Raw genomic sequence first — 24770 nt, 5'->3', positions numbered from 1 at the left:
TGAATAGAGAGAAAGTAAGTATAGAAAGGAGATGGCTGTGATTAGATGGATGAAAAAGTGTTTTCATAAATTTTTCATTAATGAAAATGGAGCTGTGTCCATTTATGCAATTATGATTACGCTTCTCCTTTTTATTTTTAATGGTGTTTTAATTGATTTTATTCGAATCATGGCAGCTGAGCGCGAAACGGACCAGGCAATGAAAGCAGCTGTCCGGTCAACGATGTCCGCCTATAATCAAGATGTTAAAGGATATGGTCTTTTCGGTTTTGATGGAGGACAGAGCGAGGCAAATGAAATATTCGAAAAAGTTTTCCGCGAAAATTTAAAGCAAGAAGATGGAGATTACTTTCGCTTTATTGATACGAAGCCAGAAGGGGATATAAAGACCATCATTAAAGATGAGAGGATGCTCTCGAATAAAACAACGATTGAGTATCAAATATTAGAAGAGATGAAATATATTGCTCCAATGGAAGTCGGGCAAACGATAATAGAAGGTTTTCTCCAAGTGTCGAAGGGTATGCAGGAAGCATCGGCATATGTGGATATCGCAACAAGTATTCAAGACGATGTCGATGATAGAGAGGAATCGCTTGATAAAATTAAGCTGAAATTGGAAATTGCCAAACAAAGAAGTAATGAGTTGGGTAAGTATGTAAACAATCCAAGTGAAGCTTCATTTCCAACAGTGAAAAATCTAAATGATTTATTAAAACATTTAACTACATATAAAGAAATCAAAGAAAGAGAAGAACAGCCACCTGCTGGTGAAGATGAAACCGATGAAGAAAAAGAGAAGAGGGAGGAGGAGGACGAGAAAAGAAAGGAAGACGAGAAAAAGGTCAAAACATACGAGAAACAAGTGCGTGAGCTTGCCGAAGACTTTGAGTTAAAATCAAATGCAATGAGAGAAGAATTAAAGGAAATATTAAAGCTTGTTGAAAAAGCGGATAAGTTAAATGATCAAATCACAGAAACAATCGAAGATAAAAGAAATGAAGCAAAAGGCACTTATAATAAGTCAAATCAAGCTGCCGATATGAGTAAAAAAGGCACTGGTACTGCAAACGCGGCAATAGATGATCTTGAAGAAGCAAACAAAAAGTTGGATGATTATATCATTGATCCCAAGTTTTTCGAGGACTTGAAAAATAAGGTGGAAACTGCGTTAACAGAAGTTGATGAAAACAATACTACAAACTTAGCAGGTTATATCACGCAATTTAAAAGCACGGTGAAAAAAGACAACTTTTATAAAAGTTCTAGTACAATCCGAACACTCTCAGAGAAGATCCAGAGTCATCAAAAGACAGCGAACACATTAATTGATGATGCTTTAAAGATAATGACTGGTGATCGGCCGGAGATTAAAGATGATGAGGTAAAAGAGAAAGAAAAAGAGTCTGAAGAAGAATTAGATAACTTAAATGAACAATTGGATAAAGCGCTAGACGAGGCAAATAAATATGCAAATGACAATGCATTATTAGGAGAAATAGCCGAGTTGGCTAAAAAATACCAAGGATCGATCGAATCCAGTAAAAATGAGTTTAATCGTGAAAATCCAGATAAAGTAGCAAAGGATGCAATGAATTTTGTCGATAAAGTCTTCAGTGCGGTTGGAGACGCACTCATAGATTCAAGGGATAAAATTTATGTTAACGAATATATCTTAACTAAATTTAAAAGTCATGACTTTAATAAAAAAGGGGTCGAAGGCTTTGCACTTGAAAATAATCAAGTTGAATACATCATGTATGGTCTAGAAAGTACAGGTGCGAACTATGGGGCTGCAATGACAGAGCTATTCGCTTTTCGTTTTGCTGTGAATTTCCTAGAGGCATTTACAAAACAATATGTAAGATCATTTGGTCCATGGATGTGGGCTGCAGCATTAGTTTATGCTCTAGAGGAGACGATAGTAGATTTAAAGAATATTAATGATGGTAAATCGATTAGATTCTTTGAGCCAATGAGATTTACAACTAGTTACTTTGACTATTTACGTATATTTTTATTCATGCATCCGGAAGGCAATAAAATGGCACGTACGATGGCTTTAATCGAGAATGATACGGGAGCTGACCTTACAACACTCCCGACCTATATTAGTGGAGAAGCTACGACTTCCGTTAAATTGTGGTTTTTGCCAGGTGTGACCAAAATGTTAGGAAAAACTGGTGTAATCACTGGAAAAGTCGAAAATAATAGATACTTTATTGATAAAAAAATCGATTATTCTTATTGAATTACAAAACTTGGAGGTAATGGTTATGAAACGAATATTAATAATGCTAGGAACCTTATTGTTAAGTATTACTATCTTCGCCGCGTGCTCTTCGAATTCCAATGAAAAAGAAAACGATGAGCCGATTAAGGAAAATAACACTGGAGAGGGTACCGGTGAAGCAAACCAATCAAAAGATGTGGATGAGCAAACAAAAGATGAAAATGAAACATCTGGCGATAAAGAAAATAATGAAGAAAAAAGTAATACATCTTCAGGAGACTTCAAGGATCAAACAGACCTGAAAATTGGTGATTCAGGACAAGCAGAGAGTACATTAGGAAAACATGAAATTACAATCCATTCAGTTAAGATGTTAGATGAAATAGATGGTGAAGCTGCCATGTTTGATCATTTTTTTGTTGCTGAGATAACTTTGAAAAACATTGGGGATAAACCGATAGATGCAGAAGATACAATAGCTTCATTAGAGATTACAGAGGATTTAGAAGGCTCGGGATCTGGAGATGATTCTAGTTTTTTTAACAGTATCGAAGCTTTAACAGGAACAATTGAGCCGGGACAATCTATTAAGGGGGAAGCTGTATTTGACGGGCGTGAAGCAAATACGTATTACATTAGAACAGTAAGTGGTTTAATTGCTTCTGGTGCTGTAAAAAATAAAACAACTTGGATCTTTGAGAAAAGTGAAACGCAATAATTAGTGAAATATGTTGTCTGGCAGATGAGATGTAAGTTCTGCCAGACAATCAAAAAAATTTTTGTTTTATGTAAGCAAATGAGTTCTAATCGTTTGTTTAGATGAAATAAAAAGAATGAACAGAAGATAGTTCATGTATGGGGGTAACATTTTATGAAAAAGAATTTGATGGTTTTATAGGAATCATAGTTCTAATCGTTGCTGCTTTAACAGCTTGTACCACCAATTCTGATAAGCAGGAAAGCAAAGAAACAGATGGACAAAAGAATACAAATGGAGCGACACAGTCATCAGATAATGGTGATGAAAAGAAAGAAGATAAGAGTGAAGATGATATATTTTCGGGAGATTTTACAGATCAAACAGACTTAAAAATAGGTGATACGGGTCAAACAGAGAGTACACTTGGTAAATATAAAGTTACAGTAAACTCAGTGAAAATGTTAGATGAACTAGATGGAGAATCTTCTACACTTGATCACTTTTTTGTTACTGAAATCACAGTAGAAAATATTGGAGACAAATCATATGATGTGAAAGATATAATTGATAACCTAGAGTTTGCGAAGAGTTTAGAAGGCGTTGGTGCAGGGGGTCTTTCGAAGTTTTATGATAGCATAAAAGCTTTTGAAGGGACAATTGAACCAGGTGATACTATAACTGGTGAAACTGTCTTTCAAGGTCAAGATTCAGAAACCTATTATATTCGAACAAAAGATGGCCTAATTTCCGCAGGAGCTGTCAAAAACTAAACAATCTGGAAGTTTGATAAGAATGAAGCAAAATAATTAATACAAAATATTAAGTTGTCTGGAAGATTTATGCTAGGTCTTCCGGACAATCAAAGTTTGTAAATAGCTATGATATAAAGTAAAAGATTTAAAGGAGGCCCTATGCGGAATATGATCAAAAAGTTTAAAAAAGGCGAGGATGGGAGTTTGACATTGGAAGCGGCGATGGTAATGCCTTTTTTTCTTTTATTCGTTGTATTTTTAGCGACCATTATTCGAATATCTGTTGCAGACATGGCCTTAAGAAATGCTGTGAATGATACAGCAGAAGTTATTGCAGCACATGTTTATCCTGTTACATTAGTTGAACAAGCGGGAAAAGCTGCATTGGATGATAAGGTCAAAGCTTATACAAAAGATACCATGGATTTAGGGCAGGCATCGACTTTGGCAAATGGAATATTAGCCGAATTTGGTATTAATATAATGGACAGTGTAAACGGGATAGCTGGAAAAGCTTTAACTCCTGTTGTGAGGTCTAAATTCGAACAATCTACAGAAGATGGATTTTTTAAAAAAGATAATTTGAATATACAAGTGGAAGCTCCTTCAAGTTTTTCTGGAGGTTCATATATTGGAATTATAGCAACTTATAAAATTGGTATTACCGCACCTTTTGTAAATAAGAAAATTACATTGCAGAAAAAGGCGTATGAACGTCTATGGTCAGGAGCATAAGGAGATGTTGTTTCGTGCAGTTACAGATATATGATTATTGTTTGTTCGTCTATTTACTTATTGCTCTTTATTTAGATGTGAAATATAGTAAATTACCAAATTGGTTAACTGTTTCTGGTATGGCTTTTGGGTTAGTTTATCACTTAATTACAGGTGGAATAGATGGTCTGATTTTCTCCATCGTAGGATTATTAGTAGTCGGATTTATATTTATTCTTTTATATATATTTCGAGCAATTGGAGCAGGTGATGCAAAGTTATTTGCAGCCATAGGATCCATCGTTGGCATGGAAATTTCTTTATATTTATCCATGTATTCTGTTGTATATGCAGCTATTATTGGCGCTATTATTCTTTTATTTACTAAAACAATTTTACGAAAACTGACGAATGCATTTTTTGCTATATTGGGCACCGCTATATCTAGAGATTTTAGTGTATTGGAAGATTTTAAGGCGACGAAAAGCACAAGATTTCCATTTATGTATGCGGTTATTCCAGCGGCAATTACGACCTATTATTACTACTTTTTTACATAATGAACTGAGAAAATGTATTTATAATTGATTATCTTTAGGGGGAGAAGTACATGGAATCGATCTATGGGATTGGATATGATTTTCACCAGAAAAATGGCCATTATTTAATGTTTCACGAAAAACAGGGGGAACAATTATTAGGGGATTTGCTTATTCCATTGCAGGTACGGATGATGGAGTCAAATCAAATTCCTAATTTGCTACCACTTTCAATCGAAGAGATCGATTTTAAGATTCGTTTATATTACGATATTACATCCAAGCGGAGCTTATCCACTTATTTAGAAAAACATACATTATCATCCTTTGAATTTTATCAGCTCTTTATTAATATTGCTACAACTCTGGAACAGAGTAAGCTATATATGTTAAATGAACGTCATTACATATTAAATGAAGATTTTATCTTTATCGGAAAAGATTCGAAAGAATTATATTTAACTTATATGCCGATCCATTCATTTGAAAAAAAAGAGACAACATTAGAGGAATTGAAAATTTTAATCAAGAAAGTCGTGAATGAAGTAGAAAGTCTTCAAGGAAGTGAAGAAAAACATATTTCACAATATGTGGAGGATCCGTCTTTTAATCTTGTTGGTTTAAGAGAACTGTTTCTTGATTTACAGCGCCTACGTCCAACGCCGTATAATGGTTATCAAACATCTCATTATCAAGAACCATTATATACTGGTGTGAATCAACATCCAGTAGATCCATTTCAAGGTAATCAAAACCAACAAGTGAATGGTTACCAACAAGAGTCTGCTCAAACGAAGAATACGGAAAAGAAGACAACAGGAAAGAAGCAAAAGAAAAAAACAAAAAAGACGGGATTTGCATTTACCCAAAGGCAAAAGCTCTATATTATTGTCATTGCATTACTTACACTAACGATTATATGGAAAGTTTATGAGGCACTTCCTAATAAGGGCATGCTGTATACAAGTGGAGTATTGTCTCTTCTTACTATAGTAGCTGTCGTTTATTTATTCATAAAGCGCCCACAAGAACAATTGTTGGCTGAGACGGAAATAGCTGCAACAAATCAACAAACGGATAATCCTGTTCATTATCAAGGTAGTATGGGGACAATGGCGAACCAGCTAAATCATTCTCATGCTAATCCCTATGGGGGACAACAAAATCATTATCCTATTGGCATGGAAGCTATGTCACAATTAAAAGCTACACCAACAATACAACCAGTACAGGAAGTACAACAACATATGGAACAACAGATGCAAAATGTACCTGTTCAACAACCAGTCCAAATGATAAAAGAGCATAAACAATCTAATGTTAATTCTGAAAAATCATCAACCTTTTCTTTAGATACAAATTTATTAGTTGAAAATGATGACACAGTATTATTAGATGATGGTGGAGAAGATGACATTCATCTTAATCAAAGAACGGAAGCTTACCTAGAAATTGATCGTGCTGGCGAACTTGAAAAAATCACTCTCTCAGGAAACCACTTTACGATTGGTAGAAATGAAACTGCGGTCAATTACTCTGAGGACAGTGTTGGAGTGTCACGAATTCATATAGAGTTTATTAAAATTGAAAATAGTTATGGTGTAAAAGACTTGGGATCGAGAAATGGTACAAAACTAAATGATGAATCTTTAGTTCCATATAAAATATATGCATTAAATCAGGATGATATCATTTCGATAGGAAAAGTTGATTACCAATTCAAGTGGGAGTAGAGATGAATGATTTCTAATGAAAATTGGCAGATTGGTATTTCCACTGACACTGGTCCTATCAAAAAAAGAAACGAAGATTATTATTTCATTAAAACCGATGAAGATATGGACGGACAGGAACTTATGCTTGTAGCGATTGCAGATGGAATGGGTGGCTATCAAGCGGGAGATGTTGCGAGTCAAATTGCAGTAAAAATGTTAGATCAGTGGTGGAGTAAAAATATCAAAAAGTTTCTTAAAAAGAAAAATTGTTTGCAAAAAATGGTTAAAGAAATGAATCGTATTTGTATAAATATAAATCAAAAATTATTGCAATTTGGTCCCAAGATAGGGACAACTTTATCTGTTCTCATTCTATATAAAGGGAATTATGCGATATGCCATGTTGGTGATAGCAGAATCTACCAAATAAATGGTGGGCAGATCGGCTTTCAAAACTTTTTTCGTGCAAAGGGAGGAAAGGAAGAATTTACTTCTTTAAATCATCAACACACAGAGGCATTAGAATTAGATGTCGAAATCAAGCAATTAACAGAGGATCATTCTTGGGTTGAGCAAGAAATTAAGAAAGGTAGATTAACTAGAGAAGAGGCCCGTCACCATCGCAAGCGTAATGTATTAACTCAATGCCTAGGAATTGAGAATGGTGTGGATCCATGTGAACAAATGGGCTTTTATCAATCAAGTGATCTATTTTTATTATGTAGTGATGGATTTTATTCAATGTTTTCAAATGATGAAATTACTGAAACAATTTTAGGCTTAGAAAGAGAATATACAGATCTACAAACATTGAGCGATTACTTAGTAAATCTGGCTAATTATTCGGGAACCCGAGATAATATCACGGTGATTTTATTAAGAAATATCATTAAAAAAGAGGAAGAAATAAAAAATCAACATAATACGAATATCTTCTCTTTTTTGAATAAAAAGCGCTGGAGTTAGATGAACATGGCAAAACATAATATTCATATAGAAGATGGAGAAGTTTTAAAGGATCGTTATCAAATTATCAGCAAAATCGGTTCAGGGGGAATGTCTGTCGTTTATTTAGCTAAAGAGGTCATGAATGAAGACAGATTGTGGGCTATAAAGGTTGCAGATATGGAAAATAGAATCTCAAAAAGACTTTTTTCAGAGGCGAAAATATTAAGTGAACTAGACCATCCAGCTTTACCAAAGATTGCTGATTTTTTCTCTTCAAATGATGAACGCTATTTTTATCTAGTGCAGGAATATGTTAAAGGGGAATCTCTTTATGAAATCTTTGAACAAAATGATAGTTTATTAGAAGAAGCAACAATTGCAGATATCGGGATTCAATTATGCGATGTGCTTCAATACTTACATACTTTGAAACCAACCCCAATCATTTATCGAGATATAAAGCCAGCTAATATTATGATTACACACGATGGCCATATGAAGTTGATTGATTTTGGAATTGCTAGAAAGTATGTACACGAAAAAGTAAAGGATACATTGCAAATCGGTACGGTAGGTTTCGCTGCCCCAGAACAATTTGAAAAGAGGCAATCCGATACAAGAACGGATCTTTTCTCGTTAGGCGCTTTACTGTATTATTTGTTGACTGGCGGAAGATATGTATATATCGCACAAAAACCAGTACAAGCTTTTCGGCAGCATCTCTCAAAAAGTATGAAAAAATGTATTCGACTGCTAGTAAAAACAAACCCTGAAGAGCGAATTCAGACTGCAGAAGAGGTAAAAGAATATCTTCTAGCAGCTAAAGTTGAAATACCAACATCTAATTCTCTATCAAATAGAAAAAGCTGGCTAATTACGAAATATATTGTCTCGATACTTTTTTTCATTGGTGTCATTCTTTATATCGTAATCGATCAATTAAAATGATAATTGTCGTCTATATTACTTTTGCTATTTTTAGTTTCATTGTTCTAACATCGGAAGCATTTTTGTACAGACTTTTTCGGAGGTTTATTAAAATTCGCATATAGATAGGAGGCATGATGATGACTAATCCAGTTCATCTACCTCATGGAGTGCTACGGGAAAAAGGCTCCGAGGTAGTGGTAGAATTACAAGCAGCATTTACAAATGTTCAGGAGGAAGAACAATTAAGCGAATTAACAAAAGTGGATTCGTTATTTCTCACTTGTAAGAAGCAAGAGGTAAAAGAAGAAACTATAAATTTATTTTTTCATCTACCTGAAGGGTATAAACCTTTAAAATCTTGGGTAAAGGCATCATTAAAAACCAAGCAAAGCATCGCTAAGAAAATATTAAATATTAATAATATTCAAGGCACACAATTTACAACTTATATCCATCCTGACAACATATACTGTAATAGCGCGGGAGATGTAAAATTTGTGCATAGAGGGATAAGGTCTTTGCTCCCTCCTGAGCAGGAAGATGGAAAAGAATTTATCTTTCAAATTAAATGTCTGATTATCTCCTTGTTTACGGGAGAATCTTTTTTCGAGTTATTAAAAAAACGATTAACTGATATTCCGATTCAACAACCATTTGTTAAAGAGCTAGGAAAAGCCAAGTCGTTAATGGAAATAAGAGATATCTTATCTAGTGATAAGCTTGAAACAACGGCAGTGAATAAGCCGAACGCGGCAATGAAAGTTAAGCCAGAAAATAAAAAAAATACTTCATTGCATTCCGGTGTAACACAAAGTAAGTATAAGCAAGAAGACCATAAGGTAAATAAGATGGACAGCGCAATAAGTAAACTAAATAAAAACTGGATGTATGCTCTTGGTATTTTAATGATAGGCTTGCTTATTGGTGGACTTGTCAGTTATGTAGCGCAAGTTAAGCCACAAGCTAGCGCGCTAACTTCAAGTAATAAAGAAAAGAAAGAATTAGCCAATCAATTGGAGAAGGCAGTAAAGACAAATAACAATCAAGGCGGCATTTTAGCAGGATACAAACTTATTTTTGCCGGGGAACATGAAAAAGCGATACAGGTATTTAGTGCAGTAGAAAACCTTTCAATGGAAGAACAAAAAGTCCTTGCTAAACAATATGTTGAACTAAATACCCCTGAAAGCTTAGAAAAAGCATCTAGTCTTGATTCCGAGCTTCATTCTACGATTGCTGCTAAGCTGGTAGGATTAAACTCAAAAGAGGCAAATGCTATATTAATGTCATTGAAATCTGATTCCCCTTCAGTTCAAATTGAACAAGCCTGGCTTAAGGAAGAGTATGAGCGTGTTATTTCGATTGCCAATGAACAATTAAAAGAGGATAATAAAGCAAAAGTCTTGGCTGTGAAAAGTTATCTCAAACTAGAAAAAACAAAGGAAGCTGAAGCTTTAGCAAAACAAGTTGGGGACATACCGCTACAGATAGCGGCAAAAAATCAAGAAATCGATAAGATTAAGAAGGATACAAAAAAGTCAAAAAAAAATAAAGATGAAGAGATAGAGAAAATCAAAAAAGAAATCAAGAAATTAAATGAATCAAAGCCATCTTAAGAAAGCCCAGGCTGTCGAGATACTTCGACAGCTTTTTTATTATCCTGATAAGCCACTCCTTTAATTTAGTATATAAAAACTCTTGGTAAGGATTTAAGACAACATTACTGTGTAAGAAAGATAAGAATTTATATGCTTCCCATTTACAGCAAAGAAGTATGTTAAGGGAACAAGATTTGGGTTATTCTCAAAAATCCATTGGTTTCCTCGCCTCGCCTTTCATCTATGCTGAAAGAAGTCAATAGCCATATGAGTCAAGAATCAACTAGAATATTGCAATAAGGTGCTTATGCTTTTATAAAAAAGAGTAAGAAACATTGTTGCTACAGCGGATCGTTGGTGATTTTCTGTATATGGCATTAAACGTATGTAAGGTTTGGCAGTATGATTATTCGATATTATGTATAATTAAAGTATATAGTCATTGTATATGGAGAATTTTTATATTTATAAGGATGCTGTTATATCAGTTGGAAAAGGAATGCTACGCTTTGTTGATGAAAAAAAGCGTAGCATTGTACGATGATTGTATTTAATTGAAGAGAAGGGCTTTATTGACGGGTGCAATTTGTTGGGGTAGTCATTTCTGTGTTTTTAATTCCTAATTCTAATCTTTTCACTTCTGTTATTATTGCAAGATTATCTGCGTTAGTCGGTGGTTAATGGGAAATAAGATAATTCCACCAAGAAAAGAAATTAAAATGAATTCGAAAATAATTTAATTGTGATGAAATGTACTTGAAGTAATAGGTGTCTTCCTTCAATAAAAAATCAGTAATGATCTTCCGTAATCGGGCGCATTTCCTCAGCATGAATTGTGCCCTTTCCTAGTGTTAAAGACCTTTAAAGGATATATTCGTTAAGCGACTGAAATTAATTTAATCACTTGTTAATAGGTTATGTGAGGAGGATTATAATGAATCTAGGAAATGAATATTTGAGAGTTGTACGAGAAAGATTTAAAGATGTAAAGGGTCTTGGGGATAAGACAATTAGTCAATTGTCGAAAGAAGACATTCACTGGAAACTAAATGAAGCCTCAAATAGTGTTGCTGCTATAGCAAAACACCTAAGTGGAAATATGGTGTCTAGATGGTCTGACTTTTTAATCTCAGATGGGGAAAAGCCCTACAGGAATCGTGAACAAGAATTTGAGGATGATATATCGTCAAAACAGGAATTGATAACAGTTTGGGAAAGGGGTTGGAACAGTCTTTTTGAGACGTTAAATGGATTAGATGGTCAGGATTTATTAAAAAGTGTATACATCCGTGGTGAAAGTCATACTGTACTGGAAGCCATTGAAAGGCAAATGGCTCACTATGCTTATCATATAGGACAAATAGTTTTTATTGGTAAGCAATTAAGAGATGAGAACTGGGGAAGCCTTAGTATCCCCAAAGGAAAATCGGAAGAATATTTACAACGAATGCTGAAAAGGCATGAGTCATAAAGTGTTAGACCTTGCTCAATAAACGGGGCTTTAGTTGAACACCTTAAATTAAGAAAGACCTTAAATATACAGTAGATTATACATCTTTTATTATTTAAGGTCTTTTCTTTATTCAAAAAATATACTGCATTTCATACATAGTCTAATTGCCAAATACAGATTGTTATATAGATAGATAGTTATTTGCGATTGTGGAGCTATAATGTATGCGATGTTCGTAAGGTTAATTAAACTTCTAGTCTGATGACAAGGTCCATTAGTCAAGAATTTTTGGAAATATAAAGAGTGAAATTTAATGAAAACGCTTTTTAGTGGACGATTTGTGACAATACTTGATATGATTCGATATTTTATGTATACTGACGTAGTGGTCTTATCGAATGCGGGTGTAGTTTAGTGGTAAAACCTCAGCCTTCCAAGCTGATGATGTGAGTTCGATTCTCATCACCCGCTCCATACATATGTTTTCTCACTAACGCAGTGTTTCGTTCCTTAGATGAACGGGGCGCTGCGTTTTACTTTTATGAAAACTTATTTATAGCCTAGGAGAGAGACTTGTCCTTGGCCACCATTGATTTGAGTAAACATTATTTTCAATGATTCAAGCATTTTCATTGCGTCATCTTGTTTTATTGCTGTAGTTAAATAAACAATTTGTAGTGCGCTTGTTGTTTTAGACATAATAGCTGTACGCCTAGAATCGACGAAGGGACTTCCAAATGGGCCTCTCTTGTCAGCAGAAACTATCAAGTTCTCCAACTGATTTTCTCTCCCGTTTAGACCTACATATGTTTCGTTTGCCTTGCCTTTACGTAGTTCCACATTACCTTTAATAAAGGATGTATCATATATTCCAATAGGAACACGATATTGAAGTGAAAAAAAGTTGTTAATATCAGCGGCGGAATTCATGCTTGGAAGAAAGTCTTGTTTCTTCACTCTGCGATAAAGAGATTCAGCAGAATGGCGATAGCGATTTGGATCTTTTCCTAATTGCTTAAAAATTGCTCGCCAATCTTTAATTTCGTTAATATCATTAATGTTTTTATCTTCAAGATCAAAAAATAGAGATTCTTGAAATAATTGTAGTCGACCTTTTAACATTTGCGGGGAATCTTCGACGATGATATTATCATATTTGATAATACCGATTGATAGGTTGGATATTGCTTTGCTCAATTCGGGATGTATCATTATTTCCAATTACTCCACCTCCGTAGCTTTCTGATATTAGTGTAACATATATAATTGCAGGAAACGTTGGCCAGACTTTAGTAAGTAGATGAAATAAATAAGCAACAATAGATATATAACTCTATATTAAGTTGGAAAGGAGATGCGGTAATGGATTACGGTAAACTAAAGCAAGATATTATTTCATATAGCAAAAGCATTGGAATTGATAAAATTGGTTTTGCTGGTTCTGATCCTTTTATTGAAATGAAAAATCTACTGCTTAGACAGCAAGCACTTGGTTATCAATCGGGTTTTGAAGAAAAGGATATTGATAAACGCACACATCCTGACCTTATATTTGAAGGACCACGTTCGATTATAGCGATCGCGCTTGCTTATCCGTCGAAACTGCCTGATGCTCCAAAAGGGAAAAAAGGTGAACGTCGTGGGATATTTTGTCGAGCTTCTTGGGGTATTGACTACCATGTCCTTGTACGTGAGAAATTGGAACAATTGGCTAGATATATTGAGGGGCGTGTAGATCAATCGAGGTTCAAACTGATGGTCGATACAGGGGAATTAGTTGATAGAGCAGTGGCTGAGAGAGCTGGGATTGGTTGGAGTGGGAAAAATTGTTCCATTATTACTCCTGAGTTTGGTTCTTACGTCTATCTTGGCGAAATGATTACCAATCTTCCATTTGAACCAGATGAGCCATTGCATGATCAATGCGGCGATTGTAATAAATGTAGAGACGCGTGTCCAACAGGGGCACTTGTTCAGCCTGGCCAATTAGATGCCCAGCGTTGTATTGCTTTCTTGACTCAGACAAAGGGATTTATGCCTGATGAGTTTCGCGGTAAAATTGGAAATAGGCTTTATGGGTGTGATACATGTCAGACAAGCTGTCCGAAAAATAAAGGAATGGATTTCCGCGAGCATCCAAAAATGGAGCCAGCTCCCGATGTTGTAAAGCCGCTACTTGTACCATTATTGAATATTTCAAATCGTGAATTTAAAGAAAATTATGGTGAATTATCTGGGTCATGGCGAGGAAAGAAGCCGATTCAACGTAATGCCATTTTAGCGCTCGCTCATTTTAAAGAAGCGTCGGCTGTAGAGGATTTAATTGATGTGCTTCGCCAGGATGTTCGGCCAGTCCTAAGAGGTACTGCTGCGTGGGCACTAGGGAAAATTGGTGGTGAGCAAGCACAGGATGCCTTGGAGAAAGCACAGTTAGTAGAAGAAGATGAAGATGTGTTATTAGAAATAGAAAAAGGATTAAAGTTTTTTAAAAAGGATGTTACACACACTTAAAGTGAAAGATGGGGGGGAATAACCGCGTCTTTTTTTTACGTAATTATTACTCCTTTGCATATATTTAAGTGAGGAGGGATTGCGTGAAGAAACAATTGGTGGCTAATTTGGAAAAAAGAGTTGATGGATTAGTTAGAAAAGAGAAAGTAAAGGAAGAAAAAATCGTTAGAAAGCTAGAATCTATTAATAATAGGAATGCGAAAATAGTAAAAGTCATTGCTAAAGGAAAAATTTCCAAGCAGGAAGAAATGAATGAACATGATCAAGTGTATTATGATGTCCACCTGAAATATTTAATAAAAACTTGTGAGGGGATGTACATCGAGGAAGAGATAGAACAGCGAAAAGCATCTTTTTATAAAGGTGAATTGTTGGAAGATGTTGAACTTCCTGTGTTCATAGCCAATAATCACGAAGAGGATTTGCTGATGCTAGAGGAAGACTTTGAAGTAGAGGAACGGGCAAACTTTGTTTATAATCGCTTGGATGCTGTACGTTATGCCGAGAAATGGTGGAATACGTACAATCCAGCTTATGAAAAATTTGATGTAGATTGTACGAATTATATATCGCAATGCCTTCATGCTGGTGGAGCACCGATGCGGGCTTATCCCAACAGATCAAAAGGTTGGTGGTATCAAAATAAAAATTGGAGTTATAGTTGGTCTGTGGCAAATGCTTTAAAAGTATATTTACAAGGATCTAAAACAGGTCTAAAGGCCAAGGAAGTCACGGATCCGCTCCAATTAAAACTTGGTGATGTCATTTGTTATGATTTTCAAGGTGATGGCCGTTTCGATCATAATACGATCGTTACTGCCAAAGATGCTGCAGGAATGCCGCTTGTTAATGCACACACATATAATAGCAGAATGCGGTATTGGGCATATGAAGACTCAAGCGCTTATACGCCAAACATGAAATATAAAATGTTTACGATTATAGATGGATAATAGCAGTTTTTCTCATCGTGAGAAAGTGGTATAATGGCACACAGTGGGGAAAAAGCCACTGAAGAAATTTCACGTTAGAGGTGACATGAGTGCCAATCCATGTAGTGCTATATCGACCGGAAATACCGGCGAACACAGGTAATATTGCAAGAACTTGTGCTGCGACAGGTACAATTCTACATTTAATCAGGCCGCTAGGCTTTTCAACAGATGATAAAATGCTAAAACGTGCAGGACTTGATTATTGGAAACATGTAAATATTGTTTATCATGATTCTCTTGAGGATTTCTTTTCTGCCAGTAAAGGTGGAAAATACTTCTTTCTTTCTAAGTTTGGGAAGAAACCACACACATCTTTCCAATACGATGATATTGAAGCTGATTATTATTTTATATTTGGAAGAGAGACGAAGGGCTTACCACAGGAAGTGATTGCTAAACACGAAGACACATGCCTAAGAATTCCTATGAATGACAATGTTCGTTCATTAAATCTCTCCAATACAGCAGCTATTCTAGTGTATGAAGCATTAAGGCAGCAAGATTATTTAGATTTACATTAATTACCTTAAACTAACTTATACTCGTATAAAAAAAGCGAACCCTTCTTCTGCCATACAGAAAAAGGGTTCGCTTTTTTTATGAATCATTTACTACTAGAATTAATCGCTTGAGACGGAAGAACTTCCTTCCGCTGTTCAATGCGCGCTTGTTCTTTTACTTTTTATTAACGCCTGGCTTATCCTCATACCCAGAAGTGAAGATGGCAGCTAAAAAGGCAATGCTGACGCCAATGACTAAAATTGTTCTCATAATATGTAAGCCTCCTTAAACTCATGTCCTGTCCTCATCATAGTATATCCTATTTTATAAGAAATGTGAATGCTCCTTTTTTCGATAAAAAAGAATATGGCAACTACGTGAATAAGCTTTAATATTTGGAATATGTTTTCTTAAAGAGGATGTTCAAAAAGTCACCAAATGATAAACGGCGAATTTCTTCGTTGCTCGGTTTTTCCGGTTCTCACGTAGCTATAGGAAGGATCTTCTGATAAGTTCGCTCATGTCTTATGAGCAACACAGAAACCAGCACATCCTGTGCAAGTCAGATCCACAAAACCTTCTCGCCTCGAACTTCTTGTTTCTAATTTGGCACCTTTTGAACACGTACTTAAAGGACATGTTTAGAAGGATTGAATCAATCATGTTTATTTGTCCGCCTGCATATATTAAGTAAATATCTCTCAAAATGCCGCTAGGGAGGTTCATATGGATATTCTAAAAAGAATTGAAAATTATCGAACAGAGGAAGAAAAGTTAAAGTGGGAAGGTACCTTCTTAGATTACTTACTTTTACTCAAATCACAGCCATGGGTTGCACAGTCTGCCCACTCCCGTTTATATAATATGATTAAGGACGCGGGAGTCGAAGAAGAAAGTGGAAGTAAATCATACCAGTTTTTTAATCATCAATTATTTGGGCTTGAAGAGGCACTAGAAAAATTAGTCGAGGAATATTTTCATCCTTCAGCCAAAAGGTTAGATGTCAGAAAGAGGATTTTGCTTCTGATGGGTCCAGTGAGTGGCGGAAAGTCAACGCTTGTAACGATGCTGAAGAGAGGCTTAGAGGCATACTCTAGAAAGGACAGAGGCGCGGTTTACGCCATTAAAGGTTGCCCGATGCACGAAAACCCATTAAATATGATTCCGCTGCATTTGCGTGAGGAATTTTATGAAGAGTATGGTATTAGGATTGAAGGGAATTTATCTCCACTGAATACGATGAGATTGGAACAGGATTACGGAGGAAGAATCGAAGATGTACTCGTAGAAAGGATATTCTTTTCTGAAGATAAGCGGGTAGGGATTGGAACGTTTAGTCCATCAGATCCGAAGTCACAAGATATCGCAGATTTAACAGGTAGTATTGATTTCTCCACAATAGCAGAATATGGATCCGAATCGGATCCAAGGGCATATCGTTTTGATGGCGAACTAAATAAGGCAAATCGCGGTTTGATGGAATTTCAGGAAATGTTAAAATGTGATGAAAAGTTTCTTTGGCATTTACTTTCGTTGACACAGGAGGGCAATTTTAAAGCTGGAAGATTTGCATTAATTTCCGCTGATGAACTTGTTATAGCTCACACAAACGAAACAGAATACCGATCTTTTATCGCTAATAAAAAGAATGAAGCGCTACATTCTCGGATTATTGTTATGCCAGTTCCTTATAATTTAAAAGTGTCGCAAGAAGAACGAATATATGAAAAAATGATTCAAGAAAGTGATGTTGCCGATGTTCATATTGCACCCCATACTCTAAAGGTAGCGGCAATGTTTTCAATTTTAACGAGACTTAAAGAACCTAAACGTGGAGATATTGACGTTTTGAAAAAGTTACGTCTTTATGATGGAGAAAACGTAGAAGGTTTTAATTCCGCAGATGTAGAGGAATTAAAAAAGGAATTCCAAGAAGAAGGCATGAGTGGAATAGATCCGAGGTATGTGATTAACCGTATATCCTCAACGATTATTCGCAAAGGAATTACGACGATTAATGCCCTTGATGTATTACGTTCTTTGAAAGACGGGCTTGATCAGCATTCGTCTATTACAGCAGAGCTTAAAGAGAAATATTTAAATTTTATTTCTCTAGCTCGAAAAGAATTTGATGATATGGCCAAAAAAGAAGTTCAGAAAGCTTTTGTGTATTCTTATGAAGAGTCTGCTAAAACCTTAATGGATAATTATTTGGACAATGTGGAGGCTTATTGCAATAAATCAAAATTACGTGATCAATTAACTGGTGATGAAATTAATCCAGATGAAAAATTGATGAGATCGATTGAGGAGCAAATCGGTATATCCGAAAACGCGAAAAAAGCATTCCGTGAAGAAATACTGATTCGAATTTCAGCACTTGCAAGAAAGGGAAAACGATTCGATTATCGCTCACATGATCGTTTGCGTGAAGCGATTCAAAAGAAATTATTTGCTGATCTAAAGGATGTTGTAAAGATCACTACATCTGCCAAGACACCGGATGAGCAGCAATTGAAGAAAATCAATGAAGTTGTTGCTCGTCTAGTAGATGAACATGGATATAATTCTACATCTGCAAATGATCTGCTGAGGTATGTCGGTAGTTTATTAAATCGGTAAGAGAAGTAAAGCATATCTTCGGTCTGAGCCTTTCTCAAAGGAGAAAGGCTTAGATTTTGTTGCTAAATTCAATTTAGCATCATCAGCTACATGCAATAGAGGAGTAGTTCTCCTTTCATTCTAGTAGGCCGAAAATCGGATCTCCAACTTCAATCATTTTTTACCTATAAAGAATGGATGATTTATTCATTTCTTGTAGGCCTAGTTTATATTTTTAATTTCACTTCGAGTTTATATGTATATATGTTCATATAATAATGTGTTAAGCTTCATTTCATTCAAACTTTAATAATTGTTTAAATAATTAAGATAGCTTCTCGACCAAACCTTCGATAAACTATTTTAATAGATGCACAAGAAGGGGAGATTAGTGTGAGATTAGACAGGCTTTTAGCGATGACAATGATATTGATTAATAGAAAACGAGTACGGGCTCAGGAATTAGCGGAAATGTTTTCTGTTTCAGTTCGTACCATTTATCGTGATATAGATACACTTAGTCAAGCTGGAATTCCTGTTGTAACCTTTCAAGGAACAAACGGAGGAATTGGGCTTGTTGAAGGATATAGGCTAGATAAAAGCGTATTGACAAAAGAAGAACTTAATGCTATTTCTATCGCTTTAAAAAGTGTTTCGACCTCTTATGATGACATACATACAACAAAGATTTTGGAAAAAATAAAAAATATATCAAGTGATCATCATCCTGAAACATTTTTTATTGATTTTAGTCCGTGGGGAGGAAATCCGAAACTGAAAGGAAAAATAACATTATTAAAAACGGCGATACATGCATCATTATGTGTGCGGTTTACATATTCGAATAGTAATGCAGTAACAACAGTAAGAGAAGTTGAACCACATACAATGATATTAAAAGGACAGACATGGTATCTATATGGTTTTTGTTTATTGAGGACGCAATTTAGATTGTTTAAATTGTCGAGAATGAAAGAATTGTCTTTAAGTGAAACAGAATTTGAAAGAAAAGAAGTAAAATTAGAAGAGTCACCATGGGATAAAGAATGGTATCATCCTTCAAGAACCGTATTATTAAAGATTACTTTTGATCGTGCGTTTCAGCAAACAATGGAGGAAATCTTTGATCTGCAAACAATTACTTGTGATGAAAGCGGAAACTGTCAGCTAGTCGTAGAAATGCCAGAGGATGATTGGATGTACGGTTTTTTATTAAGTTTTCTAGACAAAATTGAAGTAATAGAACCAGCTCATGTCCGTACGAAGCTGAAAGAACTGTCAATTAGCATGATGAATAGATATAGATAATCTTTTCCAATATGACATAGAGCTGTCATATTAGACTTCGTATAATGGAAAAAAAGGAGGAGAGTATACAATGCAAACATATTGTCAAAGTTGCAGCATGCCAATGATAGAAGCGGGATTATATGGAACGGAAGCGAATGGTAATAAAAGTAAAGAATATTGTATGTATTGTTATGAGCAAGGAGCTTTTTTACAATCCGATGTAACAATGGAGGAGATGATAGATCTCTGTACCGGAGTTTTAACAAAAGAGGGAATGAAGGAAGAAGAAGCGCGAAGGCTATTAAGGAACTCTATTCCATATTTAAATAGATGGAGGCAAGCAGACCTAATAGAACCGACATACATAATCAAAGGAAGGCTTTATCTTTGTAGGAATAGGTGTTAGAACAACGAATGTGGTTGAAATGACAAATAGGGGTAAAATACCGGATTTATGGGGGAAATACTATGAAGAAGGGGTAGAGCAGAAAATACTACATCAGGAAGATCCATCGCAAACACTTGGATTATATTCTAATTATGAAAGTGATGTTACTGGGGAATACACATTCTCGACTGGAAAAATTGTCACTGATATTAATAATATGCCGCAGAATATGATGATGATGAAGGTACCTGCTGCAAAATACGCTGTGTTTACAACAGAAATAGGCCCTATTACAGAAATCGTACCGAAAGCGTGGTACCAAATTTGGAACTGGTTTGAAAGGAAAGACCTGGAACGGACCTATAGTGGCGATTTTGAATGCTATGATCGAAGAAGTAAAGATCCTAACAAAACACAAGTGGACATTTATATTGCAATTAAATAAAATTCGTATCAAAAAGGCTTGCATCATGCAAGCCTTTTTGTGAATATCTTTGTCCTATTCTTTTAATTATTAGTAAATATTTTATTGTCTTTGCATAGGATAGAGTAATTAGAAGAAGTAGCATATAAATATAGAAATAACATTCAACTTAATATATGCAAAAAGTGAAAATTTGTGATTATTTTTTTAGGGGGGCATGAGTATGGCAAATTCAAATCACCAACAGTACGCAATTTCCCAAGAAGATTGGTCCCTCCATCGCAAAGGACATGATGATCAACAACGCCACCAAGAAAAAGTGCAGGAGGCCATTCGGAATAATCTGCCTGATTTAATTACAGAAGAAAGCATCATTATGTCTGATGGAAATGATGTTGTGAAAATCCCAATTAGATCATTGGATGAGTATAAGATCCGTTATAATTATGATAAAAACAAACATGTTGGTCAAGGTGGTGGGGACAGCCAGGTTGGAGATGTAGTTGCCCGTGATGGTGCTTCGCAAAAAGGACCTGGTAAAGGTCAGAAAGCAGGAGACCAGGCTGGAGAAGACTATTATGAAGCTGAAGTATCCATGCTTGATCTAGAAGAAGCATTATTTAAGGAATTGGAATTACCTAATCTGAAAAGAAAAGAATTGGATACAAATCAAATAGAACATATTGAGTATAATGATATTCGCAAAACTGGGTTAATGGGTAATATTGATAAAAAGCGAACAATGATGACAGCGTTTAAGCGTAATGCGATGCAAGGGGAGGCTGGTTTTTACCCAATCTATCCTGAGGATCTAAAGTTTAAGACATGGAATGAAATTCAGAAGCCAGAATCAAGTGCAGTTGTTATTGCAATGATGGATACTAGTGGAAGCATGGGGGTCTGGGAAAAGTATATGGCACGCAGCTTTTTCTTCTGGATGACTCGTTTTCTGCGAACGAAATATGAGACAGTAACAATTGAATTTATCGCGCATCATACGGAAGCTAAAGTCGTTACAGAAGAAGAGTTCTTTTCAAAAGGTGAAAGTGGTGGGACGATTTGTTCTTCTGTATACAGAAAAGCATTAGAGATTATTGAAGAGAAATATGAACCCGCTCGTTTTAATATATATCCTTTTCATTTTTCAGATGGGGATAATTTAACCTCTGATAATGTAAGATGTACGAAGCTAGTAAATGAGCTAATGGAAAAGTCGAATATGTTTGGCTATGGTGAAGTGAACCAATACCAGCGGAATTCTACGTTAATGTCAGCTTATAAAAATATTAAAGACGAAAAATTTTATTATTATATATTGAAGCAAAAATCAGATGTATTTCATGCGATGAAAAGCTTTTTTCGAAAAGAAGTGGATCGACAATTTGCATAAAGAGAAAAAATCCAGGGAATATGCTCCTGGATTTTTTTTATTAATCTAAATGATATTCGACAAAATACTGTCAAAAATGCAATTATTAGCATGAAACTGTCTAAACATTTTAAATCTTATTGACTAAGTAGGCTAGTCGGTGTACCATTACGATAAAATATTGCCGAAGAATAACGAAATAAATAGGCGATGAATGAGATATAGGGGGAAAAGGAATGAATATTAGTTGGAAAAGAAGCGTAATTGCTATCTTCGGTGCCGCTTTAATACTCGCGGCTTGTGGTGGGGGAAATACTTCAACACCAGAGTCTAACAAAGACAAGGGAGCAGAGAAAACCGAGGAGACAAAGAAATTTAAAATCGGTGTAACGCAAATTGTTGAACATCCGTCTCTAAATGCTGCATTTGACGGCTTTAAAAAAGCGTTAGAAGATGCGGGGATTAATGCAGAATATAAAGTAGAAAATGCACAAGACGATAAGAGTGCCAATACTACTATTGCAACAAATCTTGTTAACTCAGGTGTAGATTTGATCTTTGCTAACTCAACGCCAAGCGCACAAGCAGTAGCAAGTGCGACACAGGATATCCCGATTGTTTTTACATCAGTGACTGATGCGGTTGGCGCTGAATTAGTTGATTCAATGGAAAATCCGGGTGGGAATATAACTGGAACTATTGATAATCACCCAGATGCTATTCCGAATACTTTGAAGTTTTTAAAAGAAGAACTTGGAGCAAAAAATGTGGGAATGGTTTTTAACTCTGGAGAGCAAAATTCGCGTGCCCAAGTAGATGCAGTAAAAGAAATCCTTGAAAGTATGGATATGACGGTGAAGGAAGCTGCTGTTTCCACTTCTGCAGATGTAAAGCAAGCGACAGAATCATTAATAGGAAAAGTTGACTCATTATACATCATAACGGATAATACTGTAGTTTCTGCATTAGAGTCTGTTGTATCAGTAGCAAAAGACAATAAACTTCCTGTGATGGTTGGCGAATTCGATTCAGTCGCACGTGGCGGATTAGCTTCTTACGGATTTGAATTTTATGATATTGGTTATGAAGCAGGCCAGATGGCTGTTAAAATCTTAAAAGGTGAAAGCAAACCAGCGGAAATGCCTGTTCAAGAACCGCAAAACTTAAAGTTTGTGATGAATAAAGAAACAGCAGAAGCGATTGACCTAGAAATTAAAGATGAGTGGAAAGCTGAATTTAGTAAATAGATTGGAGATGATTCTAAATGTTTTTAGCTTTATTTGGCTCTGTTGAGCAAGGAATCATCTATGCAATTATGGCACTTGGAGTATATCTTTCGTTCCGAGTGCTCGATTTTCCTGATTTGACGGTAGATGGAAGCTTTGTAACAGGTGCTGCAGTTGCAGCGACGATGATTTTCTTCGGTTATCATCCCGTGATAGCTACTGTCGCAGCATTAATTATTGGCTTTATGGCAGGTTGTGTGACAGGATTATTGCATACGAAAGGTAAGATAAATCCATTGCTTTCAGGGATTTTAATGATGATTGCTTTATATTCGATTAATTTGCGGATTATGGGCTTAACAACGGAGAATTCCGTTGGAAGACCGAATATTCCTTTGTTAAATGCAGAGACGCTTTTCAGTAAATTTCAAGTATTTTGGAGTTCACTCGGTATCGATCAAGCTATTAATCAAGCTTTGGCAACGATCGGAATGAAACATTTGCCGTCTACTTGGGGAACTTTATTTTTAATGATAATCATTACTTTATTAATTAAGTTTGTAGCAGATTGGTTTTTACAAACAGAAGTTGGCCTTGCGATTCGGGCAACTGGTGATAATAAGAAAATGATTAGAAGTTTTTCAGCTAATACAGATAATCTAGTTATTATCGGCCTTGGAATATCTAATGCGCTTGTCGCATTTTCAGGAGCATTAATTGCTCAATATGCGAAGTTTTCCGATATCGGTTTAGGAATTGGAATGATCATCATCGGATTAGCTTCTGTTATAATTGGTGAGGCGATATTTGGCACGAAATCAATTATGCGAACAACGGTTGCAGTTATTATCGGAGCAATTATATATCGAATTGTTTTAGGACTAGCACTCAGAATTGAATTGTTAGATACAGGCGATATGAAATTGATTACAGCTGTCATTGTAATCATTGCATTGATCATGCCACAGTTTTTTGAAAAAAGAAGGGAAAAGCGCAGAAAAGCGAAGCGGCATGCCGATCGCTTAGCTCAACATGCTTTAAATAAGGAGGGTGAAGCTGTTGCTGAAACTCGAACAGATTAATAAAGTATTTAATGAAGCAACACCTGACGAAAAAATTGCCCTTGATCAAATTAATCTAGTGCTAAAGTCAGGGGATTTTGTAACAGTCATCGGTAGCAATGGCGCCGGAAAATCAACAATGATGAATATGATTTCCGGTGCGCTTACTCCAGATATTGGCGATATTAAAATAGCAGGTAAGAATGTTACAAAATTACCAGAATATAAGCGTTCTGTGCTAATTGGGAGAGTGTTTCAAGATCCTATGGCTGGTACTGCTCCTTCCATGACAATTGAAGAAAATTTAGCGATGGCATTCTCAAGAAGTAAAAAGCGAGGTTTGAGAAAAGGGGTAGATAAGAAGAGACGCGCATTTTTCCGCGAGTCACTTGCCACACTTCATTTGAATCTTGAAGATCGCTTAAACGCAAAAGTAGGCATGCTCTCAGGGGGAGAGAGGCAAGCTTTGTCATTATTGATGGCCACCTTTACCCAGCCTTCTATTCTATTGCTAGATGAGCATACAGCAGCATTAGACCCAACGCGAGCAGAGACGATTACAAATTTAACGAAGCAATTAGTTGAAAAGGATCGATTAACAACGTTAATGGTTACTCATAATATGCAGCAGGCCTTAGATTTAGGTAATCGACTTATTATGATGGATAAAGGACAAATAATCCTTGAAGTAGAAGCAGAAGAGAAAAAGAAATTAACGATTGATAAGCTAATGGCTGAATTCCAACGTATTCGTGGAGAAAAGTTAACGAATGACAGAGCTTTATTATCTGTTTGAATGGACTGTAACTAATAAAAGGCAAA

General features: G+C 35.7%; 22 protein-coding genes and 1 tRNA gene. 22 read left to right on the top strand and 1 reads right to left on the bottom strand.

The genetic code is table 11. From position 1 onward, the window contains the following. The first annotated feature begins 37 nt into the window (after nt 1-37). From MHB53_RS09010 to MHB53_RS08960, 11 genes are all read left to right on the top strand, one after another. Nucleotides 38-2251 (top strand): DUF5702 domain-containing protein, encoded by a 2214-nt coding sequence (locus MHB53_RS09010; protein ID WP_340917401.1) that lies wholly within the window; start codon nt 38-40, stop codon nt 2249-2251. 25 nt (nt 2252-2276) lie between these two features. Then, nucleotides 2277-2951 (top strand): DUF4352 domain-containing protein, encoded by a 675-nt coding sequence (locus tag MHB53_RS09005; RefSeq protein ID WP_340917399.1) that lies wholly within the window; start codon nt 2277-2279, stop codon nt 2949-2951. Nucleotides 2952-3088: 137 nt separating this feature from the next. Next, a complete protein-coding gene (locus MHB53_RS09000; protein WP_340917397.1) occupies nt 3089-3703 on the top strand; it encodes a DUF4352 domain-containing protein in 615 nt (204 codons plus the stop codon). Nucleotides 3704-3844: 141 nt separating this feature from the next. Continuing rightward, nucleotides 3845-4420, top strand: a complete 576-nt coding sequence (locus MHB53_RS08995) for a TadE/TadG family type IV pilus assembly protein (RefSeq protein WP_340917395.1) — start codon at nt 3845-3847, stop codon at nt 4418-4420. A gap of 14 nt (nt 4421-4434) precedes the next feature. After that, nucleotides 4435-4959, top strand: a complete 525-nt coding sequence (locus tag MHB53_RS08990; RefSeq protein ID WP_340917390.1) for an A24 family peptidase — start codon at nt 4435-4437, stop codon at nt 4957-4959. A gap of 50 nt (nt 4960-5009) precedes the next feature. Beyond that, the gene (locus MHB53_RS08985; RefSeq protein WP_340917387.1) at nt 5010-6671 is read left to right on the top strand and encodes a DUF6382 domain-containing protein; all 1662 of its coding nucleotides are present in this window, start codon (nt 5010-5012) and stop codon (nt 6669-6671) included. 6 nt (nt 6672-6677) lie between these two features. Beyond that, complete coding sequence (locus MHB53_RS08980) at nt 6678-7619, top strand: PP2C family protein-serine/threonine phosphatase (protein WP_340917384.1); 942 nt, start codon at nt 6678-6680, stop codon at nt 7617-7619. 6 nt (nt 7620-7625) lie between these two features. Continuing rightward, entirely contained in the window at nt 7626-8549 is a 924-nt protein-coding gene (locus tag MHB53_RS08975) for a serine/threonine protein kinase (RefSeq protein WP_340917382.1), read from the top strand. Nucleotides 8550-8725: 176 nt separating this feature from the next. After that, on the top strand, nt 8726-10147 hold the full coding sequence (locus tag MHB53_RS08970) for a type VII secretion protein EssB/YukC (RefSeq protein ID WP_340917380.1): 1422 nt from the start codon (nt 8726-8728) through the stop codon (nt 10145-10147). A 916-nt stretch (nt 10148-11063) separates the two neighbouring features. Then, on the top strand, nt 11064-11600 hold the full coding sequence (locus tag MHB53_RS08965) for a DUF1572 domain-containing protein (protein WP_340917378.1): 537 nt from the start codon (nt 11064-11066) through the stop codon (nt 11598-11600). A 382-nt stretch (nt 11601-11982) separates the two neighbouring features. After that, nucleotides 11983-12056 (top strand) — tRNA-Gly (locus MHB53_RS08960). Between the two features lie 75 nt (nt 12057-12131). Here the strand turns inward: MHB53_RS08960 and MHB53_RS08955 are convergent. Further along, nucleotides 12132-12803, bottom strand: coding sequence for a B3/B4 domain-containing protein (locus MHB53_RS08955; RefSeq protein WP_340917376.1), 672 nt, complete (start codon nt 12801-12803; stop codon nt 12132-12134). Nucleotides 12804-12944: 141 nt separating this feature from the next. Between MHB53_RS08955 and queG the strand changes: the two genes are divergently transcribed. From queG to MHB53_RS08900, 11 genes are all read left to right on the top strand, one after another. Further along, a complete protein-coding gene (gene queG, locus MHB53_RS08950) occupies nt 12945-14093 on the top strand; it encodes a tRNA epoxyqueuosine(34) reductase QueG (RefSeq protein WP_340917374.1) in 1149 nt (382 codons plus the stop codon). Between the two features lie 83 nt (nt 14094-14176). Further along, entirely contained in the window at nt 14177-15046 is an 870-nt protein-coding gene (locus tag MHB53_RS08945) for an amidase domain-containing protein (RefSeq protein ID WP_340917373.1), read from the top strand. Nucleotides 15047-15135: 89 nt separating this feature from the next. Further along, nucleotides 15136-15609, top strand: a complete 474-nt coding sequence (gene trmL, locus MHB53_RS08940) for a tRNA (uridine(34)/cytosine(34)/5-carboxymethylaminomethyluridine(34)-2'-O)-methyltransferase TrmL (RefSeq protein ID WP_340917371.1) — start codon at nt 15136-15138, stop codon at nt 15607-15609. Nucleotides 15610-16315: 706 nt separating this feature from the next. Then, nucleotides 16316-18211, top strand: coding sequence for a PrkA family serine protein kinase (locus tag MHB53_RS08935; protein WP_340917369.1), 1896 nt, complete (start codon nt 16316-16318; stop codon nt 18209-18211). Nucleotides 18212-18583: 372 nt separating this feature from the next. After that, the gene (locus tag MHB53_RS08930) at nt 18584-19498 is read left to right on the top strand and encodes a helix-turn-helix transcriptional regulator (protein WP_340917367.1); all 915 of its coding nucleotides are present in this window, start codon (nt 18584-18586) and stop codon (nt 19496-19498) included. 70 nt (nt 19499-19568) lie between these two features. Next, on the top strand, nt 19569-19886 hold the full coding sequence (locus tag MHB53_RS08925) for a zinc ribbon domain-containing protein (RefSeq protein WP_340917365.1): 318 nt from the start codon (nt 19569-19571) through the stop codon (nt 19884-19886). Between the two features lie 19 nt (nt 19887-19905). Continuing rightward, nucleotides 19906-20313, top strand: coding sequence for a GyrI-like domain-containing protein (locus tag MHB53_RS08920; protein WP_340917363.1), 408 nt, complete (start codon nt 19906-19908; stop codon nt 20311-20313). A 202-nt stretch (nt 20314-20515) separates the two neighbouring features. Continuing rightward, nucleotides 20516-21682, top strand: a complete 1167-nt coding sequence (yhbH, locus tag MHB53_RS08915) for a sporulation protein YhbH (RefSeq protein ID WP_445661413.1) — start codon at nt 20516-20518, stop codon at nt 21680-21682. 215 nt (nt 21683-21897) lie between these two features. After that, nucleotides 21898-22908 (top strand): ABC transporter substrate-binding protein, encoded by a 1011-nt coding sequence (locus tag MHB53_RS08910; RefSeq protein ID WP_340917359.1) that lies wholly within the window; start codon nt 21898-21900, stop codon nt 22906-22908. A 17-nt stretch (nt 22909-22925) separates the two neighbouring features. After that, a complete protein-coding gene (locus tag MHB53_RS08905) occupies nt 22926-23969 on the top strand; it encodes an ABC transporter permease (protein WP_340917356.1) in 1044 nt (347 codons plus the stop codon). Beyond that, the gene (locus tag MHB53_RS08900) at nt 23947-24744 is read left to right on the top strand and encodes an ABC transporter ATP-binding protein (protein ID WP_340917354.1); all 798 of its coding nucleotides are present in this window, start codon (nt 23947-23949) and stop codon (nt 24742-24744) included. Before MHB53_RS08905 ends, MHB53_RS08900 begins: the two co-directional genes overlap by 23 nt. Nucleotides 24745-24770: the final 26 nt, after the last annotated feature.

This window comes from Bacillus sp. FSL K6-3431, assembly GCF_038002605.1.
Lineage (GTDB): Bacteria > Bacillota > Bacilli > Bacillales > Bacillaceae_C > Lederbergia.
Note: the sequence above shows the minus strand (reverse complement) of the source record. Positions and strands in the feature narration are given on the sequence as shown.

Excerpts from the sequence above, each read along its gene's own strand:
- MHB53_RS09005 (WP_340917399.1), top strand. The coding sequence starts at position 2,277 with ATGAAACGAATATTAATAATGCTAGGAACCTTATTGTTAAGTATTACT.
- MHB53_RS09000 (WP_340917397.1), top strand. The coding sequence starts at position 3,089 with ATGGGGGTAACATTTTATGAAAAAGAATTTGATGGTTTTATAGGAATC.
- MHB53_RS08995 (WP_340917395.1), top strand. The coding sequence starts at position 3,845 with ATGCGGAATATGATCAAAAAGTTTAAAAAAGGCGAGGATGGGAGTTTG.
- MHB53_RS08985 (WP_340917387.1), top strand. The coding sequence starts at position 5,010 with ATGGAATCGATCTATGGGATTGGATATGATTTTCACCAGAAAAATGGC.
- MHB53_RS08980 (WP_340917384.1), top strand. The coding sequence starts at position 6,678 with ATGATTTCTAATGAAAATTGGCAGATTGGTATTTCCACTGACACTGGT.
- MHB53_RS08975 (WP_340917382.1), top strand. The coding sequence starts at position 7,626 with ATGGCAAAACATAATATTCATATAGAAGATGGAGAAGTTTTAAAGGAT.
- MHB53_RS08965 (WP_340917378.1), top strand. The coding sequence starts at position 11,064 with ATGAATCTAGGAAATGAATATTTGAGAGTTGTACGAGAAAGATTTAAA.
- queG (WP_340917374.1), top strand. The coding sequence starts at position 12,945 with ATGGATTACGGTAAACTAAAGCAAGATATTATTTCATATAGCAAAAGC.
- MHB53_RS08935 (WP_340917369.1), top strand. The coding sequence starts at position 16,316 with ATGGATATTCTAAAAAGAATTGAAAATTATCGAACAGAGGAAGAAAAG.
- MHB53_RS08925 (WP_340917365.1), top strand. The coding sequence starts at position 19,569 with ATGCAAACATATTGTCAAAGTTGCAGCATGCCAATGATAGAAGCGGGA.
- MHB53_RS08920 (WP_340917363.1), top strand. The coding sequence starts at position 19,906 with ATGACAAATAGGGGTAAAATACCGGATTTATGGGGGAAATACTATGAA.
- yhbH (WP_445661413.1), top strand. The coding sequence starts at position 20,516 with ATGGCAAATTCAAATCACCAACAGTACGCAATTTCCCAAGAAGATTGG.
- MHB53_RS08910 (WP_340917359.1), top strand. The coding sequence starts at position 21,898 with ATGAATATTAGTTGGAAAAGAAGCGTAATTGCTATCTTCGGTGCCGCT.
- MHB53_RS08905 (WP_340917356.1), top strand. The coding sequence starts at position 22,926 with ATGTTTTTAGCTTTATTTGGCTCTGTTGAGCAAGGAATCATCTATGCA.